16 protein-coding genes are annotated in these 16103 nt (G+C 52.0%); 8 read left to right on the top strand and 8 right to left on the bottom strand.

Going from position 1 to position 16103, the window contains the following annotated elements; all coding sequences use genetic code 11:
* Positions 1-755: 755 nt before the first annotated feature.
* The 3 genes from F4X55_00220 (at position 756) to F4X55_00210 (ending at position 2831) form a co-directional block, all read left to right on the top strand.
* Positions 756-1697 carry a bifunctional riboflavin kinase/FAD synthetase gene (locus tag F4X55_00220; GenBank protein MYC39435.1) on the top strand — a complete coding sequence of 314 codons (942 nt, stop codon included), beginning with the start codon at positions 756-758 and terminating at the stop codon, positions 1695-1697.
* The gene (locus tag F4X55_00215; protein MYC39434.1) at positions 1688-2545 is read left to right on the top strand and encodes a shikimate dehydrogenase; all 858 of its coding nucleotides are present in this window, start codon (positions 1688-1690) and stop codon (positions 2543-2545) included. The genes F4X55_00220 and F4X55_00215 overlap by 10 nt, the downstream gene beginning before the upstream one ends.
* Before the next feature lie 61 nt (positions 2546-2606).
* Entirely contained in the window at positions 2607-2831 is a 225-nt protein-coding gene (locus F4X55_00210) for a hypothetical protein (GenBank protein ID MYC39433.1), read from the top strand.
* A 117-nt stretch (positions 2832-2948) separates the two neighbouring features.
* On the opposite strand, the gene F4X55_00205 is transcribed toward F4X55_00210, so the two are convergent.
* The 3 genes from F4X55_00205 to def form a co-directional block, all read right to left on the bottom strand.
* Entirely contained in the window at positions 2949-4214 is a 1266-nt protein-coding gene (locus tag F4X55_00205; GenBank protein MYC39432.1) for an amino acid ABC transporter substrate-binding protein, read from the bottom strand.
* 61 nt (positions 4215-4275) lie between these two features.
* Positions 4276-5586 (bottom strand): hypothetical protein, encoded by a 1311-nt coding sequence (locus tag F4X55_00200; GenBank protein MYC39431.1) that lies wholly within the window; start codon positions 5584-5586, stop codon positions 4276-4278.
* Between the two features lie 42 nt (positions 5587-5628).
* On the bottom strand, positions 5629-6177 hold the full coding sequence (gene def, locus F4X55_00195) for a peptide deformylase (GenBank protein ID MYC39430.1): 549 nt from the start codon (positions 6175-6177) through the stop codon (positions 5629-5631).
* Positions 6178-6287: 110 nt separating this feature from the next.
* Between def and F4X55_00190 the strand changes: the two genes are divergently transcribed.
* From F4X55_00190 to F4X55_00170, 5 genes are all read left to right on the top strand, one after another.
* Positions 6288-7778, top strand: coding sequence for an AMP-binding protein (locus tag F4X55_00190; GenBank protein ID MYC39429.1), 1491 nt, complete (start codon positions 6288-6290; stop codon positions 7776-7778).
* A gap of 63 nt (positions 7779-7841) precedes the next feature.
* Positions 7842-9038 carry an NAD(P)-binding protein gene (locus F4X55_00185; protein MYC39428.1) on the top strand — a complete coding sequence of 399 codons (1197 nt, stop codon included), beginning with the start codon at positions 7842-7844 and terminating at the stop codon, positions 9036-9038.
* Positions 9039-9087: 49 nt separating this feature from the next.
* Entirely contained in the window at positions 9088-10485 is a 1398-nt protein-coding gene (locus tag F4X55_00180; GenBank protein ID MYC39427.1) for a Do family serine endopeptidase, read from the top strand.
* Entirely contained in the window at positions 10485-10973 is a 489-nt protein-coding gene (locus tag F4X55_00175) for a RidA family protein (protein MYC39426.1), read from the top strand. The genes F4X55_00180 and F4X55_00175 overlap by 1 nt, the downstream gene beginning before the upstream one ends.
* Positions 10973-11722, top strand: coding sequence for a hypothetical protein (locus F4X55_00170; protein ID MYC39425.1), 750 nt, complete (start codon positions 10973-10975; stop codon positions 11720-11722). The genes F4X55_00175 and F4X55_00170 overlap by 1 nt, the downstream gene beginning before the upstream one ends.
* A 50-nt stretch (positions 11723-11772) precedes the next feature.
* On the opposite strand, the gene F4X55_00165 is transcribed toward F4X55_00170, so the two are convergent.
* The 5 genes from F4X55_00165 to F4X55_00145 all read right to left on the bottom strand — a co-directional run bounded on the left by F4X55_00165 (position 11773) and on the right by F4X55_00145 (position 16096).
* Positions 11773-12582: a thiazole biosynthesis protein gene (locus tag F4X55_00165; GenBank protein ID MYC39424.1), complete on the bottom strand. Its 810-nt coding sequence runs from the start codon at positions 12580-12582 to the stop codon at positions 11773-11775.
* A gap of 50 nt (positions 12583-12632) precedes the next feature.
* Positions 12633-13085 (bottom strand): 50S ribosomal protein L9, encoded by a 453-nt coding sequence (locus F4X55_00160; protein ID MYC39423.1) that lies wholly within the window; start codon positions 13083-13085, stop codon positions 12633-12635.
* A gap of 38 nt (positions 13086-13123) precedes the next feature.
* Complete coding sequence (gene rpsR, locus F4X55_00155; GenBank protein ID MYC39422.1) at positions 13124-13378, bottom strand: 30S ribosomal protein S18; 255 nt, start codon at positions 13376-13378, stop codon at positions 13124-13126.
* A complete protein-coding gene (rpsF, locus tag F4X55_00150) occupies positions 13375-13926 on the bottom strand; it encodes a 30S ribosomal protein S6 (GenBank protein ID MYC39421.1) in 552 nt (183 codons plus the stop codon). The genes rpsR and rpsF overlap by 4 nt, the downstream gene beginning before the upstream one ends.
* 103 nt (positions 13927-14029) lie before the next feature.
* Entirely contained in the window at positions 14030-16096 is a 2067-nt protein-coding gene (locus F4X55_00145) for a sodium-translocating pyrophosphatase (protein MYC39420.1), read from the bottom strand.
* Positions 16097-16103: the final 7 nt, after the last annotated feature.

The following is a 16103-nucleotide window of genomic DNA, read 5'->3' as shown; positions in this document are numbered from 1 at the left end:
GTATGGGAGTTATATCTAAAGGTCACAATTCTTAAAAAGGGAATTATGTATTAAACTTGACAAACCTAGAAAACAGGAGGTCGGGCTGGCGGAACAGTCATCTATAAAGAAAGAAGGGCATCTTAATAGCTAGACCGGTAACCCGACCCCCCTTACGGGAGGAACGGAAGATGAAACCGCCCCTCTTAACCGGCTTTTTCTGTTTCCTCTTTTTCTATTGCCTCAGCGCCCCCTTTTTTAGGTAATTACCCCTATAACCAGCCGCTTGCTCCATCGTATTATTAAGAAATTATTCTTTTAAGTTGACGGATTGCCGATGTCAACTGAACATCGCAGGCTGTGAAAGTCTTAGGACCTAACGGTAAATCTAACTTCTTGGTTAACTGTTTTCAAGTAGATGTGTTAATAATAAGTCATATGTCCGGATTTGTAGCAAATCAGTTGTCCGCTTTTGCGGCGGGGAAGCTGTCTAGATTTATTTCCTCTGTAGCAGGTGGGGATGATGATACATCAGGACGCCAGCACGCACGGGTGGGCTGAAGAGGAGAAGTGGGATCTGGTGGTCACCATGGACGATGCGACCAGCGAGATATACAGGGCCTTTTTCGTGTGTCAGGAGGGTGCTTGGAGCGGTTTTCGGGGTGTGCGCGAGGTTTTTGGATAAAAAGGGGGGAATTATATGGTAGTATTTCATTCTTTCCTTCCCCGCTTCCAGCGGGTGTTTATTTTTTTTACGATTTTGGTTTTCGGAAAACATGGAAATTATCATTGATCCCAAACAGCCTCTGGATTTCCAGACCTCAGCGGGCATTGGAAATTTTGACGGGATTCATCTCGGACACAAAAAAATAATAGACGCCGTGAAACAGCGCTCGCGGGAAAATTCCATGCGTTCCTGCGTAATCACCTTCGATCCCCATCCGCAGAAAGTTCTCGGCAGAAAGGAGGTTTCCCTTATCTTCCCTTTAAGCCGGAGATTCGAGATGCTTGAGTCCACGGGAATTGATGCGGTTGTCTGTCTTAACTTCACCCATGAACTTTCAGAGGTAAGCGCGGAGAATTTCGTAAAAGACATTCTTCTTGACCGCCTGAGGATAAAGAACATAGTTGTGGGTCCCGGATTCTCTTTCGGACACAAAAGACAAGGAAACGTCGATCTTCTGCGGTCAATGGGAGAAACGCATGGATTCAACACTGTGGTTGCCGAAGCGGCGCGGGTAAATGATTGGGTGGTGAGTAGTAGCGCTATAAGAAGCCTTGTAAGAGACGGGGAAATCAGCGAGGCAAACCGGTTTTTCGGTTACGATTACTACATAGAGGGTGTCGTTGTGGAAGGAGAAAGAAGAGGCAGGAAACTGGGTTTTCCCACAGTTAACCTTGATACCGAATGGGAGATTCTTCCCAAACCGGGAGTCTACGCTACCTACGTCAAACTTTCCGACGGCTCCCACGAAAGTATTACCAATATAGGGGTCCGCCCGACATTCGAAGAGAGCAAGCTTACGGTTGAGACCCATATCTTTGATTTCAATGAGGATCTTTACGGAAAGAAATTCAGAGTTAATTTTGTCGAGAGGCTAAGAGACGAGAAGCGTTTTGAAAATGTGGATAAGCTTGTAGAGCAGATAAATCACGATATCGCGGCGGTTCACCGAATTCTCCGCGGCCACCCAAAGGACGAGCGGATTTGGAAATAAGAGCCACGACACGGATATACGGCATTTTCGGCCATCCGGTATCCCAGAGCCTGTCTCCCGCCATGCATAACGCGGCGTTCAGGCATCTGGGACTTGACTGCGTCTATCTGGCCTTCGATGTGGATCCCCGAAACGTAGCTCAGGCCGTAAAATCAATAAGAGCCCTTGGTCTTTGCGGAATTAACGTCACTATCCCGCACAAGCAGTCCGTCATGGAGGGCCTGGATGAGATCGCTCCCGAAGCATCCATGGTCGGAGCTGTAAACACCATAGTTAACGAAAACGGAAGGCTCAAGGGCTATAATACGGACATCTCCGGGGTGTTGAGGGCGCTTGAATCCGAGCTTGAATTCTCCCCGAGGGGCAAGAATGTTTTTATCGTGGGAGCGGGCGGAGCTTCAAGGGCCGTCATAGTGGCGATGTGTACAGGCCGCGCCCGAGGCGTCGTGGTTGTGAACAGAACCTATTTGAAAGCTCAGGAACTCTTGGAGGAATTTTCTCCCCACTTTAGCGACATCGGATTCTCCGCAGCACCGCTTGACGACTCGGGTCGGGTTTCGGAACTGATGGAGCAGGCGGATATAGTGATTAACTGCTCGTCTGCCGGAATGGGCGATATCGAACCGCTTTCCCTTCCGCTTGATCTGCTTAGCCAAAACTGCGTGGTCTACGACCTTGTCTATAAGCCTCCCGTTACTGGGCTTGTAAGGGACTCAAGAGCCCTCGGGTTAAGGGCGGAATCCGGACTCGGCATGCTACTTTACCAGGGGGTTGACGCTTTTGAGATCTGGACTGGCGAAGACGCCCCGGTGGAAGTGATGAGAGATGCCCTTTCAGTTTCCGGGTGACGGTTCCGGTTTTTTGGTATAATGAATCCAGAGCTTTTTAATCGGTCACGGGAGAATTTTAATGAAAGTAACCAGCCCAGCCGGGGATTTTGAGATAACGGTGAAGGAATCGTCCGTTGAGGGTGACTTCATAGTCATAAGCGGGCAGATGGGGGTGTGGGATTCGCAAATCTACATGAAGCCCTCCGATCTTCTGAGTTTTGCGGGGGTGCTGCTTAACCTTCAGGTTGTTTTATTGCTTGCGAAACAACCGTTCAGATGGATTTTCGGCGGAAAGCGAGATTAGCATAAGGTTTCTTTAGGAGAAGAAGTTTCCTGGCGATAGTGCTTACAAGGAAACCCGTGGATTCTTCAGGTGCATTGCTGATTGAACTCTTCTTCCTCTTGTTTTCTTTACTCGTAATTAAGGAACAGAGATGCTTCCCACTTTTACCGGGATGCCCTCTGCATCGTACCTGCTGATCTCGTAAATTCCTTCCGTAGGATCGCCAGCATCATCAAGTTCGATGGTGCCGGATACTCCGTCATAGTCTATATCCTTACCTTCAACAACCAGGTCGAGACACTCTGAGAAGCTCTGGCACTTCTCACCGCCCCTCGTCACATCGCTTGTCTCATTTACGTATTCTGATGGCTCCACAGTCCGTGTACTCAAAGCGGCAAGAACCATGATAACGGTGGCATCATAAGCATGTCGCGGGCAGGAAGGACATCCTATCTCCGGGGCAAATTCCATTATACGGCGGGCAAAATCCGCATTTTCCGGAAAAAAAGTAGTAATACCTTTTACTCCCTCCACCTGAACTTCATCGCCGGGTATTCCCAGAAGATTTCTTACGTTTGTATCAAGGTTAGCCGGCGCGGCACCGGCAAGATATATTCTTGTCTGAGATGGTTCCGTGTCTGCGGAAATCAACGCCGCTATAACGTCCGTGCGCTCCGCTCCTAAGGGAACAATTACTATGGCGTCGGGGTTTGAGGAACTGGCTTGCCGGGCAACTTCTGCGTACTCAGAAGCGGTAGCCTCCGGGGAATAGGAAATCTGCGTGATCTTGGAACTGTCTCCTACCGTTTCTATTAAAGCATCTTTAAGAGCGTTGCCGTAGGCATCGTCTATATGGATTACGGCGATGTTATCGCCCCCTCCGTCTTCGTCTATAACTTTGGCGATAACTACGGCCCTAAACGCATCGGAGGGCTTTGATCTGAAGAAAAACCCGTTACCTGAGGTCGGTTCTGTAGTCAGAACGGGAGAAGAGCTCACCGGAGAGATCATTACCATTTCATATTTGTTTATCTCGTCAAGGAGTCCGAAGGAAACGGCCGAACACCCGGCTCCGATAATGCCATGTACGCCTTCATCCATAAGCTGACTGAAGGATTTTTCCGCAGTGTCCAGACTGCATGCGCTGTCTCTCTCCGCAAGAATTACGTTCACTCCCGCTTCCTGTATCTCCTTAACCGCCAGCCTGACCCCCGGTTCGTAGTTGTGTCCTATCTCAGGCTCTCCTGTTTTAGAAAGCAGCATTCCCATTTTAAAAACAGGGAAGGTGTTGAGGTTGAAGTCTTCGTCATTCGTGTCGCAACTTGTCAAAGCAGTGGCGACCATGCTTACGACAACCAATGTCATGAGCAACCCGAAAGTTCTTTGTAGCTTGTTTTTTTCCATCTTAGAAGGTCTCCAGAATTATATCGTTTGAAGCGTTATGAGAGGGAACGCGCGGGGCTGCCTAACTGCCCGAAAACGGGTCAGGAATATCAGGATGCCAGCGCGCGAAATGGTTTTTGTGTGCCTCCGTATAGGCTCCGGGCGGGTAGTACTTGTCGTAGAAATCCAGATCCAGATGATGGGCCTGCACCATGAACCGAAGGAACATTGGGTCTGAGAAAGCCGGGAACCTCCCGTACGTGTCGTAAACGTAGTTGCAGATGTCCTTTACGACCTGAATTTCGTCCTTGCTGGGCCTTTCAACCTCTGCGAGCACTCCCGTCGGATCCTTGTAGGGAAGCTTGTGAGATTCCCAGTTCGTCCACTTCATGTCGTTAAACGCCTCCACGGCTTCCCCCATGTCCTTGTAGTACGGCGGGCAGAACGCTTGGAACAGGTCGTCACGACCTACTGCCACCGGGTTGGGATTTCCCGTGTCGCCCTGTATTTTCGGAGTGGCGAACCGAAAGCCCAGTCCCCTGTTGAAAGGGGTTCCGCCGAGCATGAACATGCTGGCGAATCCGCTGAAAAGCCACCCTCCAAGACCTAGGGTCTGAAGCGTCAGGACCATGTTCTGTCCCATGAATGCCTGCTCCGCGATGTAACCGTTTGCGAAGCGAAGCTCTGCCTCGACAAGCGGCATCCTTTTGGACTTGTCCAGAAACCCTTGCTCAAGCCAGTGCGCGGTTCCGGGTGGTCTCAGCCTGTGAAGCTCGTCGACGAAATTGAACCTGTGATCTGGTCTCATGTAGAAAAAGTAGAGATTGATTATGCACGCCGAAAGATCGGTTACAGGCATGAATACCGTAGTTCCGGGCTTGTTCACGTTCCAAAGATTATGGGCGGCGATTCCCGGAGGTTTTGACGGCAGGTCCGCCCTTCCGTCTGAAAGCTTGATCTTGGATTCGCGGAACAGCTCAAGTATCCGGTCCACTCTCTGGTGGCGGGTCATTTTTTCAAGACCTTCGAAATCCTCGGCGCGTCGGTCGTGCATCTTTATCATATAGAGCCCCTCGTCGTTCGTGTAGAAAAGCTCGGTTCTGTGCACGTCCCCGAGGGCCGGAATCGTCTTGCTTGTGAACTGCATCTCGAGGTCAAGACCCACGTGCGGGGGGAAATCGGAGAGGTTTATGTTCTTTATGCCGAGGCCCGTCCACACCAGTATGGCTTCCTCAAGTTCAGACAGCGGTACGGGGTCGTGCTTGGACTTGTATTGCAGGGGTCCTTTTTCGATCTCCATTCCAAGACCGAAGCGCCTAGATCTTCTCTGGAAAACGGCGTCGTAAAAACCGTGATCTATGGCGTGATCAAGACCTTCTGGGTATTCGCTCATGAATTTCTCCTTAATTTAGTTTCTCCGCTCCCGCGGACAGTTTCATTCTTCCTCTTCGGAATCAGACTCGGCAACAAGTTTCATGTATTCGTTTTCTGTGATTATCTCCAGCGAACTTTCGACCCTGTCGAGAAATACCACTCCGTTTATGTGGTCGTATTCGTGCTGGAACACTCTCGCCGCAAAGTCCGAAAAGCTCTCTTCGACGAGATTGTTGTTCCTGTCCCTGTATGTCGCTTGGATGTACTTGTGTCTCGGCACAAGCGCCCGGAGTCCCGGAATGCTGAGGCATCCTTCCCAGCCTTTTTCCAACTCGTCGGACACCGAAACTATTTCCGGGTTAATTATCACCCTGGTCTCTGTTTCGGGGACATCGGGGTAGCGTGGGCTCGCAGTTCCGGCGATTATGAAAATTCGCAGGGACTCGGATACTTGGGGAGCGGCGATTCCGACGCCGCTTGCTTCGGCGGCTGTGATAATCAGGTCGTCAATCAGTTCCTGAATATCCGTGTCGCTTATGTTTTCGACGCTTTCGGCTTTCTGCCTGAGCACGGGGTTTCCAAGTTCAGTGATTTCACGTTGCTGCGCCATGATCGTAACTGATTGAAAACAGCCCGCTGAAGCGGATTGCGGGCATCTGTTTAAGGTCTTATTATTATAAAACAAAAAGCCGGGAGGTTAAAGGAGGTATCGTGGCCGGGATCGAGCTTATACAGAGGGCAGGCAGTTTCGCGGAGAGAACCGCGGTTGAGGACTGGACGGGAAATTTCACTTACACAGATTTGCTGCGCGTCTCCCGTTTCGGGGCGCTTAACCTTCTCGGCGGCCAAAGAGATCTTGAGGAGAAGAGGGTGGCCTTTATCGTTCCCCCTGGATTCGGGTATGTCGCCCTCAAGCTCGGCGTGTGGATGGCGGGAGGTGTCTCCGTTCCCTTGGGGATGGCACATTCGCCAAGAGAGATAGAATACGTCATAGGGGACTCCGGAGCCGATACGGTGATCTTTCACCCGGATCTTGGGTACAAGCTCGAGGGGATTTCTTTTGGCGCCGGAGTGGGGTTACGAGAACTCGAGGATGTCCTGCGGCCGGCAGACGGAGAACCCCCGCTCATCCGCGAGGAAAGAAGGGCGATGATCATATACACGAGTGGCACAACCTCTAGGCCGAAAGGGGTCGTCTCAACGCATCTTAACATAAAGGCCCAGATAAACAGCATGGCGGGGGCGTGGGAGTGGAGCCCTGAGGATTCCATACTCAACGTCCTACCCCTCCATCACCTCCACGGCATACTGAATGTTGTTCTCTGCTCCCTGTGGTCGGGTGCCAGGTGCGTAATGATGGACGGATTTTCCCCGCGGGATGTATGGGAGGGGTTCGAGAAAAAAGACCTGACCCTTTTTATGGGAGTTCCGACGATCTATTCCAAGCTGATAGATTTCTGGGAGAATTCAACTGCCCAGAAGAAAAAACAGATGAGCGACTGCACGCGGAAATTGCGCCTCATGGTCTGCGGTTCCGCAGCTCTTCCCGTGTCCGTTCTTGAGAAATGGAAGGAAATAAGCGGTCATGTGCTCCTTGAGAGGTACGGGATGACCGAAATAGGTATGGCTCTTTCGAATCCCTACAGGGGCGAGAGGCTTCCGGGGCGCGTGGGGTTTGCGATGCCGGGAGTCGAGGTGGGTATTTTCGACGCGCGGGACGGCCAGCTGCGGGAAGGAGGTCAAGGGGAAATCAGGGTGAGGGGAGAAAACGTGTTTCTTGAGTACTGGGGAAAGCCGCGGGAGACCGAAAATGCCTTTTGTGATGGATGGTTCAAAACGGGAGATATTGCGTTTTTGGAGCAAGGAGGTTCCTACCGGATACTCGGGCGGGAGTCGGTGGACATAATAAAGTCAGGCGGATACAAGATATCTGCTCTCGAGATAGAAGAAGTGCTCCGGGAGCATCCGCTTGTTGAGGAATGCGCCGTGGTCGGGATTTCCGACCCTAGCTGGGGAGAGAGGGTGGGGGCCGCGCTTGTTTTAAGGGAGGGCTTCTCGATAGAGCTTGAAGAGCTTCGCGACTGGGCTTCCTGCGGGCTTGCCCGGTACAAGCTTCCGACCCGTCTTCTGCTTCTTTCCTCACTTCCGAGAAACTCCATGGGCAAGGTTACCAAAAACGCAATTAAGCAGTCTTTTGAAAATAGTTTATAATTTCTTTTTGTAATCTAGGGTCGGTCTTCTTAGGTTTTTAAGGATCAAGATGTGGAGAGAAAGATGAACCAGGCTGGGAGCGCCCCCACGCACTCAAACGGCCGTATCCGTTACGGTCCTGACATGAAAGTTCTCATAGTCGGCGGCGGCATTGCCGGACTCACGCTTTGCGGGCTTCTCCAGCAGCGGGGGTTTCAGCCCACCTTGGTTGAGAGAGCCCCCGAGTTCGGAGACGTGGGGTACGTGATAGTGGTCTGGCCTTCCGGTAGCAGGATACTCAAGGGGCTTGGTCTCTACGAGCGGCTGCAGGAGCAGGGCTGCGCTTTTACCAGTTACAACATTTCCAACTACAGGGGCAAGGTCATAAACAGCTACACGATAGACTCCGTGGTGGAAAAATACGGCCCCATAATAAGCATTTACCGCCCCGATCTCATAGACATACTGAGGGCGGCGGTAAGCGAAGATTCAATCAGGATGAACACCATGGTTGTCTCCCTTGAGGATACGGAGGACGGGGTCGAGACGGTGTTCAGCGACGGAAGTGCAGGGACCTACGATCTCGTTATAGGATGTGACGGGATAAGGTCCAAAGTCCGCAGGGACGTTTTCGGCGAAGTGCCGCTTCGCTACAGCGGCATGTCCGGGTGGGGATTCTGGGTCAACCCCGACCTCTGCTCACACGAAGGGATCATTGAGTACTGGGGAAGGGGAAAGTTCCTTGGAATGTGGCCGACGCGCGGACGCCTTGCTGTTTTCACCAGCGTGAGAAGAAAGTCCGGCGTACGCGACAGCGTTGATACGAGAATAGAAAGCATCCGGCAGAGTTTCGCCGAGTTCGGAGGGGTGGTGCCGGAAATTCTGCGCGGTCTCGATGACCCACGCGAAGTTTACTATGATGAATACAATGACCTCAGGATGGATGGCTGGTCGCGCGGAAGGGTGGTGCTTGTCGGAGACGCGGTTCACGCCATACTGCCAAACGCCGGCGCCGGAGTGTCGATGGCGATGGAATCGGCCGCCGTTTTGGCCGAGGAGCTTTGCAGAACCGATTCCGTAAACTTTTCCCATGCCTTCCGGCAGTATGAGTCAAGAAGAAAAGCCAGGGTGAACAAGGTTCAAAACCAGTCGAGAATCATGGGGAAATTCATATACACAGAAAGCGGCATCCTCTCGTCGATCCGCGATTATGTCGTCAGGGCGTATTCGAGCAGGCAGCTTTTCAGATACTGGGACAACATGCTGAAAGATCCCCTCTGAGGTCATGTCCCGCAGTTTAAAAAATTTTCGATTCCGGAGAGTAAATTAAATGAAATCACTTAAACATCTGCTTTTTTTTCTCGTTTCAGCGGCGGTTTTCTCGCTTCCTTTCTCTGAAGCTCTCTCCCATGGCTCATCCGAGTCCATATCTCCTACTGTAAAGCGTCTTACCCCTTCGGTCGTGAACATAAGCACTACCAACGTCATAAAAGCATCGCCGTTTGGCTCACCTTACCAGGACGAGTACTTCAAGAAGTTTTTCGAAAAGTTTTTCTCCGAAGAAATGCCTGAGAGGGAGTTTCGGAACAAGGGACTGGGCTCCGGCTTCATAATGAGTTCGGACGGCTACATAATCACTAATAACCATGTCGTGAGGAAGGCGGAGGAGATAGAGGTCATACTCGAAGGCGGCAAAAAATATACTGCGAAAATAGTCGGTACCGACCCCGTGACCGATCTGGCTCTCCTGAAAATCGATCCCGAAGTACCTCTTCCCGCAGTGGAGATGGGCGATTCCTCGACCCTTGCAATAGGGGACTGGGTGTTCGCGATCGGAAATCCTTTCGGTCTGGGTCACACGGTTACCGCCGGAATAGTGAGCGCGAAGGGCAGGGCCCTTGGGATCGGGCGCTACGACAACTTCATTCAGACCGACGCGGCCATTAACCCTGGAAACAGCGGGGGACCGCTTTTTGACTATGAAGGCAGGGTTGTGGGAGTGAACACTGCGGTTATGGCCCGTGGCCAGGGCCTGGGTTTCGCCATACCGGTAAACATGGCGAAGATCGTCATTGAGCATCTCAAGGTTCACGGAAGGGTTATCAGAGGGTGGCTCGGAATAATGATTCAGGATATAACCCCGGAAATTTCAGAGGCACTCGGGATTAAGCGCGACAAGGGAGGTCTAGTATCCGAGGTCAAGGAAGGGAGTCCGGCGGACAAGGCGGGTCTCAGGAGGGGCGACGTGATAGTTTCCGTTGAGGGAGAGGAAATTCGGGACGCCGCGACGCTTGCAAGAAAGCTGGCGCTCACCCAGCCCGGGATCGATACGAAGTTCGTGGTGCTTAGCGACGGGAAGGAGAAAACCCTTACAATAAAACTTATCGAACATCCCGAGAACGAAAAAATCAAGGAATCCACAGACAAGCTTGAAACCGAGGAGAAGCTTGGCATCGAGGTGAGCGAGATAACGCAGCAGCTCAGAAACCGGTTCAAGATTAATGCGTCGAGCGGAGTGATCATCGTGAATGTCGCCCCCGGGAGCCTTGCTTTTGAATCGGGGCTTCGCGTGGGCGACGTGATACTTGAGGTAAACGGAGATTCCGTCGACGGGCTTGGGGAATACCAAAAAGCACTTGATGAGCATGGGTCGGGAAGAATCTTGCTTTTCCTGATCGAGCGTGGGGGCAGGACTATATATCTGGGAGTAAAGACGGGCCGCGGCTGATGATAGAGGAAAGACTTTCGGAACTCGGAATAGAACTTGCAAAAGAAGTTCCCGCCTTGGGAAGTTACGTTCCCGCGGCCGTGTCGGGCAATCTGGTTTTCATATCGGGCCAGCTTCCCGTTAAAGATGGAGAGCTTGTCTTCACGGGCAAGGTGGGATCCGATCTTACGGTTGAGCAGGGCTACGAGGCCGCGAGGCTTGCGGCGATAAACGGCCTCTCCGTGATCAGTCATACTCTGGAAGGCCTGCGGCGGCTAAGCAGAATCATAAAAGTAACGGGTTACGTGGCAAGCGCTCCCGGTTTTACGGAACAGCACAAGGTGGTTAACGGCGCCTCTGAGCTTTTCACTGATGTACTCTCGGAGCGCGGTCGCCACGCGAGGGTAGCCGTGGGGGTTCCAAATCTTCCCATGGACTCCCCGGTTGAAATTGAAATTGTAGCCGAGTTCTCTCCCGCTGCCCTGAGAAGTTCGGATATTTCCCCCTGATGTTTCCCGTATACCTTTATTCGGACAGTCCCTCGCAGTCGCTTGTCATGGAAGACGTAGTGGGTTTTCTCTCTGGTCTGGGTTTTTCGGTTGAGTTTCGCGGAGATTTTCTCAGTTTTCTCTCGCTTGAGGCTGAAGAGACGGTGGAACTTGACTCTCTTGTACAGAAGGCCAGAGTCTTTGACATTGAAAAGCCCGTTGATTTCTCAGGTAGTCCGCGGCCGTCCGATGTGTTCGAAAAAGAACTATACGACGGTTTCTGGGTGCAGAGAATATTCTCAAAATTTTTCCTGAAAAAGCATCCCGGAGAACTTGAGAAAACCGGCTTTCACGCGGTTGTTACGGGGAGACTGCTTGGAACTTACGGATCCCGAAGATACCACGCGAGAGTTATCATCTCGGGGGTTCCATCCTTTATTTCAACCTCTGGAGTTGTGGAAGGCCCGGCTAGATCTAGGGAATACTATTTCCTCAAGGCGGAGTTTGTCCGGTCGGGAAAAGACCTTGCGGAGCTTGACGAGATTTTCCGGGGGAAGTTTGTCGATTACGAAGACGATAAGATAACGAAGATAGCAAGCGCGTACGTGCTTCAACCCCTTCTACATAATTTTTCGGGGAAGGAGTTCTGCCAAAACGGCGGGTGCGCCCTTTTCAATTCCCACTGGCAGAGGGAAGTTCTCGATATCCAGTACTCAGGTGTTTTGTGCGCCGAGTGCGAGAATGAAATAAAGAGGATAGCAGGAAGGTAAAAGCGGCTCCTTGCACTGCGAAGAAGGATGATAGAAAACCTGTGTGGTTCCTAGTCCATCTCGTCAAGTATGTTTACTGCGACCTGGGCTACTTTCTTTCCGGAAAGCAGCATTCCCCCGAAAGTAGGGCCCATTCTCGGAAGCCCGAAGGTGGTGTTAACGGACATTCCGCATGCCAGCAGTCCTGGGTGTATTTCTCCGGTGTATTCGACAAGGGCTTCTTCCGACTTCTCAACCCACATAGATCCGTGACCCGGAAGTTTTCTGTAAAGACCCTGCTGAGATAACCTAGAAACGCAGTAGGCGTCATGTCCCGTGGCGTCTATTACCAGCTTTGATTCTATCGCAATTGGGTCAAGGCAGGTTATTTCCTTGGGCATGTTCGCTATGGGCGTCCAGTTGATTACTATTCCTGCGACCCTTCCGTTCTCCCTGTAAACCAGATCGTCGAACAGCGTCATGTTTCTTACTTTCGCTCCCGCTTCGCACGCCGTTGCTATAAGCTTCGAGCAGGCGTAAGGGCCGTCGGCTACGAAAAGCCCTTCGGAGACCTCTTCGTACGGTACTTCGATCTCGTCCAGCACCGTCTGTCCCGGTGCGCGTACCGTAACCTTGTTCATGAGGTATCCGCCGATCCAGAATCCTCCTCCAAGGTAGTTCATTCTTTCAACGAGCAGCACCTTGTACTTTTTCTTCGCTATGTCCTTTGCCGCTACAAGCCCGCTTGGTCCCGCGCCGACGATTATAACGTCACTTGTAATGTATTCGCTGAATTCCTCCGAGAATCCCTCGACTATGGCCCGTGTTACTTCCTTCTCTCCTACCGGTGCGAACTGTGGGGTCTTTAAACTGTCTGACATGTGGTTTCCCTCCGAAAAAACGTCAATAAGTCTTTCTGCTTTTTCCTATTCTACTGCTCTTCTTCCTTCACGACGTTTAGGGTTATCTGCTGGGTCACGTCCGTATGAAGCTTAAGAGCGACCGTGTATGTTCCAAGGGCTTTTATAGTGCCGTCAAGCGCTATATCCCTCCTTGAGATCTCAAATCCTTTCTCCGCCAGCGCGTCGGAAATGTTCTGCGAAGTAACTGATCCGAACAGCCGGTTTTCTTCCCCGGATTTGGCGGATATGGAAATCTCAAGACCCTTGAGTTTCTCCGCTAGCGCCTTTGCGTTCTCGATAATCTCGGTTTTGCGCAGTCTTATCGCCTCTATCCTGCTTTCCCAGGCCTTAAGGTTCGCCTCGGTTGCCTTTATTGCGAGCTTGCGGGGAAAAAGATAGTTCCTGGCCATTCCGTTTTTCACGTCTTTTACGTCTCCGACGCTTCCTATGTTCTCCACATCGGAAATCAGAATTACTTTCATTGTTTACCTCCGCGTATGGGTTAAGCGGTATCCGGGAATCACTTGTGAGTTACCGTGTACGGCAAAAGCGCCATGAAACGGGCTCTCTTTATCGCGATCGCCACCTTCCTCTGCTCCTGCCTGGAAAGCCCGGTGTTTCTCCTGGGCAGTATCTTCTTTCTCTCCGTTATGAACTGAGAGAGGAGTTCTATGTCCTTGTAGTCTATCTGCTTGCCTTCTTTGGCAAGGTCTCTGGGTTTCTTTCTGCGCGAGTAAAATTTTCTGCCTCCCCCGCCCATTGCTCTTCTGCTCATGATTCGCTGCCTCCCTTAGTCTGTTCTGCGTCTTCCTGAGGCTGTTCCTGGCTTTCTTCGGCCTGCTCTTGAGTTTCCTGAGAAGGCTCTGCACTTTCCTCGGCCTGCTCCTCAGCCGTTAAAGGAGGAGTCTGAAAAGCGCTTTGATCTTCCTGCCCGGATGCCTGCGGAGGAGCACTCATCACGGCCCCCGCCGGTTTTTGCTCCTCGATGTATTTTACGGTCATGAACCGCAGAACGTTGTTCTTGGAAAGGTTGAAATATCTTTCTATGTCCGTTACGGCCCCGGGTTCAGACGCGTAAACGGTTATGTAGTAGGTGCCCCTGGTATAGTTGTCTATCCTGTATGCAAGATCCCTCTCGGCCCATTTCTCGGATTTTATTATTTCTCCGCCGTTTGCGGCCACGCTCTGCTCGACCCTGTCCTGGATCGTAAGGAGATCTTCGGGGGATATGTCTGGTCTTACTAGGTAAAGCGTTTCGTACTTCGTCGGCTCAATAGCCATGATTACTGCCTCCTGTTTTGGTCTTAGGCCCCTGAGCGTCATCGCTTAGAAGTCAGGAGCAACAGAAAAAACTATTATACTGATTTCAAAAATTGTGTAAATAACGGGCGGGGCTGTGGCCCCGCCCGCAGTTCAGACATCCGTTTTACAGTATTAGAAGGGGAGCCACGACGAGTGATACTATGGACATGAGCTTGATCAAAATGTTCATCGCCGGTCCGGATGTATCCTTAAACGGGTCTCCTATCGTGTCTCCTACAACGGCGGCTTTGTGCGCCTCCGATCCTTTTCCTCCAAGGTTTCCTTCCTCTATGAATTTCTTCGCGTTATCCCAGGCTCCGCCCGAGTTCGCCATCATAAGCGCGAGCATGACTCCCGCCACAACGGCACCTGCGAGAAAACCTCCGAGGGCTTCCTCTCCGAGGGCAAAACCTATGATAAGTGGTACTACCACTGCGGTAATGCCCGGCAGTATCATCTCTTTCAGGGAAGCGTCTGTGCTTATCTGCACGCACCTTGCGTAATCCGGCGTGGCTTTTCCTTCAAGAAGTCCGGTTATTTCCCGAAACTGCCTTCTTACTTCCTCCACCATTTGCTGCGCCGACCTTCCCACGGAACCCATGGTCAGGGCGCCTATGAGAAACGGGATCGTTCCTCCCACAAGCATTCCCGCCACTACCTTGGGCTGGGTGATGTCGATCGAAGTGAGTCCGACGGCGTTTGTGTAGGCGGCGAAAAGCGCGAGGGCGGAAAGGGCCGCAGAGCCGATGGCGAATCCTTTTCCTATGGCTGCGGTTGTGTTGCCGAGAGAGTCGAGCTTGTCCGTGATCTTTCTCACGTCCGCGCCGAGTTCCGACATCTCCGCGATGCCGCCCGCGTTATCTGCTACCGGACCGTAGGCATCAACCGACATCGTTATTCCTATGGTCGCTAGCATGCTGACCGCGGCTATCCCTATTCCGTAAAGCCCCGTGAACCAGTAAGACACCACTATTGCCGCCGCGATTATGATCACCGGGTAAGCCGTGCTGTACATTCCCACGGCGATTCCCTCGATTATGTTGGTGGCAACGCCCGTCTCGGAGGCGTTTGCTATTTTCCTGATTGGAGGTCCCGAGGTGAAATGCTCCGTAACCTTGCCGATCAGTATTCCGGCGAGCAGACCCGCTATGGAAGTAAGCCATATGCTTATGTATCCCTGTTTACCCATGGTGGACAGACTCTCCACCTGCGCCAGCCCGTAAAGTGCCAGCAGGGAGATCGCACAGTATACGACCGCTGCAAATATGGTGGATCTTTCAAGCACAGCGCTTGGTTCTCCTTCCCTCAGCCATCCTACCGCCTTGGATCCCACAAGCGAAGAAAGGCTCCCTACTACGATGAGTATCAGCGGGACCGACATCATGGCGAGCTGGTTTGTCGCCATGCTGGCCGCGATTACTACGGTAGCGATTACGGCTCCCACGTAGGATTCGAAAAGGTCGGCGCCCATTCCCGCCACGTCTCCAACGTTATCTCCTACGTTGTCGGCGATCGTGGCCGGATTTCTCGGATCGTCCTCAGGTATTCCGGCTTCCACTTTTCCGACGAGGTCGGCTCCGACGTCAGCGGCCTTGGTGAATATACCTCCGCCTATCCTTGCGAAAAGAGCTACGGTGCTGGCTCCCATTGCGAACCCGCCTATCATTCCTCCGAATTCCTTTAAGAACGCCGTGAAAAGAGTGCTGTCTTCAGGCTTTGTCTGAAGGTCGATTCCCAGAAGAAAAACGACAGAGAGTCCCAGAAGACCCAGACCTGCGACCGAAAGCCCCATCACGTTTCCGCCCCGAAAAGCCACCTCAAGGGCTTTTCCCTGTCCCTCGGTCGCTGCCGCCTGTGCTGTTCTCACGTTAGCTTTCGTGGCTGACTTCATGCCGAAAAACCCGGCTATAAGCGAACAGATCGCCCCGCCCAGATAAGCGGCCCCGGTTTCAATTCCAAGAAACACCGAGAGCAGAACGAAAACAATCGCGGCGAAAAGGCCGATTATCCTGTATTCCCTTTTCAAAAACACCATCGCTCCCTCCTGAATCGCAGAAGCGATCTGCTTCATTTTGTCGTTTCCTTCAGGAAGCTTGTTTATCCCCCTGTATACAAATAACGCGTATAGGAGCACGATAAGACCTACCACGATTCCCACAAGCCCTATATTGCCCGCTAGTACTTCACCCATACCCATT

This window comes from Candidatus Dadabacteria bacterium (assembly GCA_009840385.1).
Lineage (GTDB): Bacteria > Desulfobacterota_D > UBA1144 > Nemesobacterales > Nemesobacteraceae > Nemesobacter > Nemesobacter australis.
The sequence above is the reverse complement of the archived record's forward strand: the minus strand, read 5'-3'. Positions and strand labels throughout refer to the sequence as shown.

What these genes read in the sequence shown, in the direction of transcription:
- F4X55_00220 (MYC39435.1), top strand. Translation starts at nt 756, where the DNA reads ATGGAAATTATCATTGATCCCAAACAGCCTCTGGATTTCCAGACCTCA.
- F4X55_00210 (MYC39433.1), top strand. Translation starts at nt 2,607, where the DNA reads ATGAAAGTAACCAGCCCAGCCGGGGATTTTGAGATAACGGTGAAGGAA.
- F4X55_00205 (MYC39432.1), bottom strand. Translation starts at nt 4,214, where the DNA reads ATGGAAAAAAACAAGCTACAAAGAACTTTCGGGTTGCTCATGACATTG.
- F4X55_00200 (MYC39431.1), bottom strand. Translation starts at nt 5,586, where the DNA reads ATGAGCGAATACCCAGAAGGTCTTGATCACGCCATAGATCACGGTTTT.
- def (MYC39430.1), bottom strand. Translation starts at nt 6,177, where the DNA reads ATGGCGCAGCAACGTGAAATCACTGAACTTGGAAACCCCGTGCTCAGG.
- F4X55_00185 (MYC39428.1), top strand. Translation starts at nt 7,842, where the DNA reads ATGAACCAGGCTGGGAGCGCCCCCACGCACTCAAACGGCCGTATCCGT.
- F4X55_00180 (MYC39427.1), top strand. Translation starts at nt 9,088, where the DNA reads ATGAAATCACTTAAACATCTGCTTTTTTTTCTCGTTTCAGCGGCGGTT.
- F4X55_00175 (MYC39426.1), top strand. Translation starts at nt 10,485, where the DNA reads ATGATAGAGGAAAGACTTTCGGAACTCGGAATAGAACTTGCAAAAGAA.
- F4X55_00170 (MYC39425.1), top strand. Translation starts at nt 10,973, where the DNA reads ATGTTTCCCGTATACCTTTATTCGGACAGTCCCTCGCAGTCGCTTGTC.
- F4X55_00165 (MYC39424.1), bottom strand. Translation starts at nt 12,582, where the DNA reads ATGTCAGACAGTTTAAAGACCCCACAGTTCGCACCGGTAGGAGAGAAG.
- F4X55_00160 (MYC39423.1), bottom strand. Translation starts at nt 13,085, where the DNA reads ATGAAAGTAATTCTGATTTCCGATGTGGAGAACATAGGAAGCGTCGGA.
- rpsR (MYC39422.1), bottom strand. Translation starts at nt 13,378, where the DNA reads ATGAGCAGAAGAGCAATGGGCGGGGGAGGCAGAAAATTTTACTCGCGC.
- rpsF (MYC39421.1), bottom strand. Translation starts at nt 13,926, where the DNA reads ATGACGCTCAGGGGCCTAAGACCAAAACAGGAGGCAGTAATCATGGCT.
- F4X55_00145 (MYC39420.1), bottom strand. Translation starts at nt 16,096, where the DNA reads ATGGGTGAAGTACTAGCGGGCAATATAGGGCTTGTGGGAATCGTGGTA.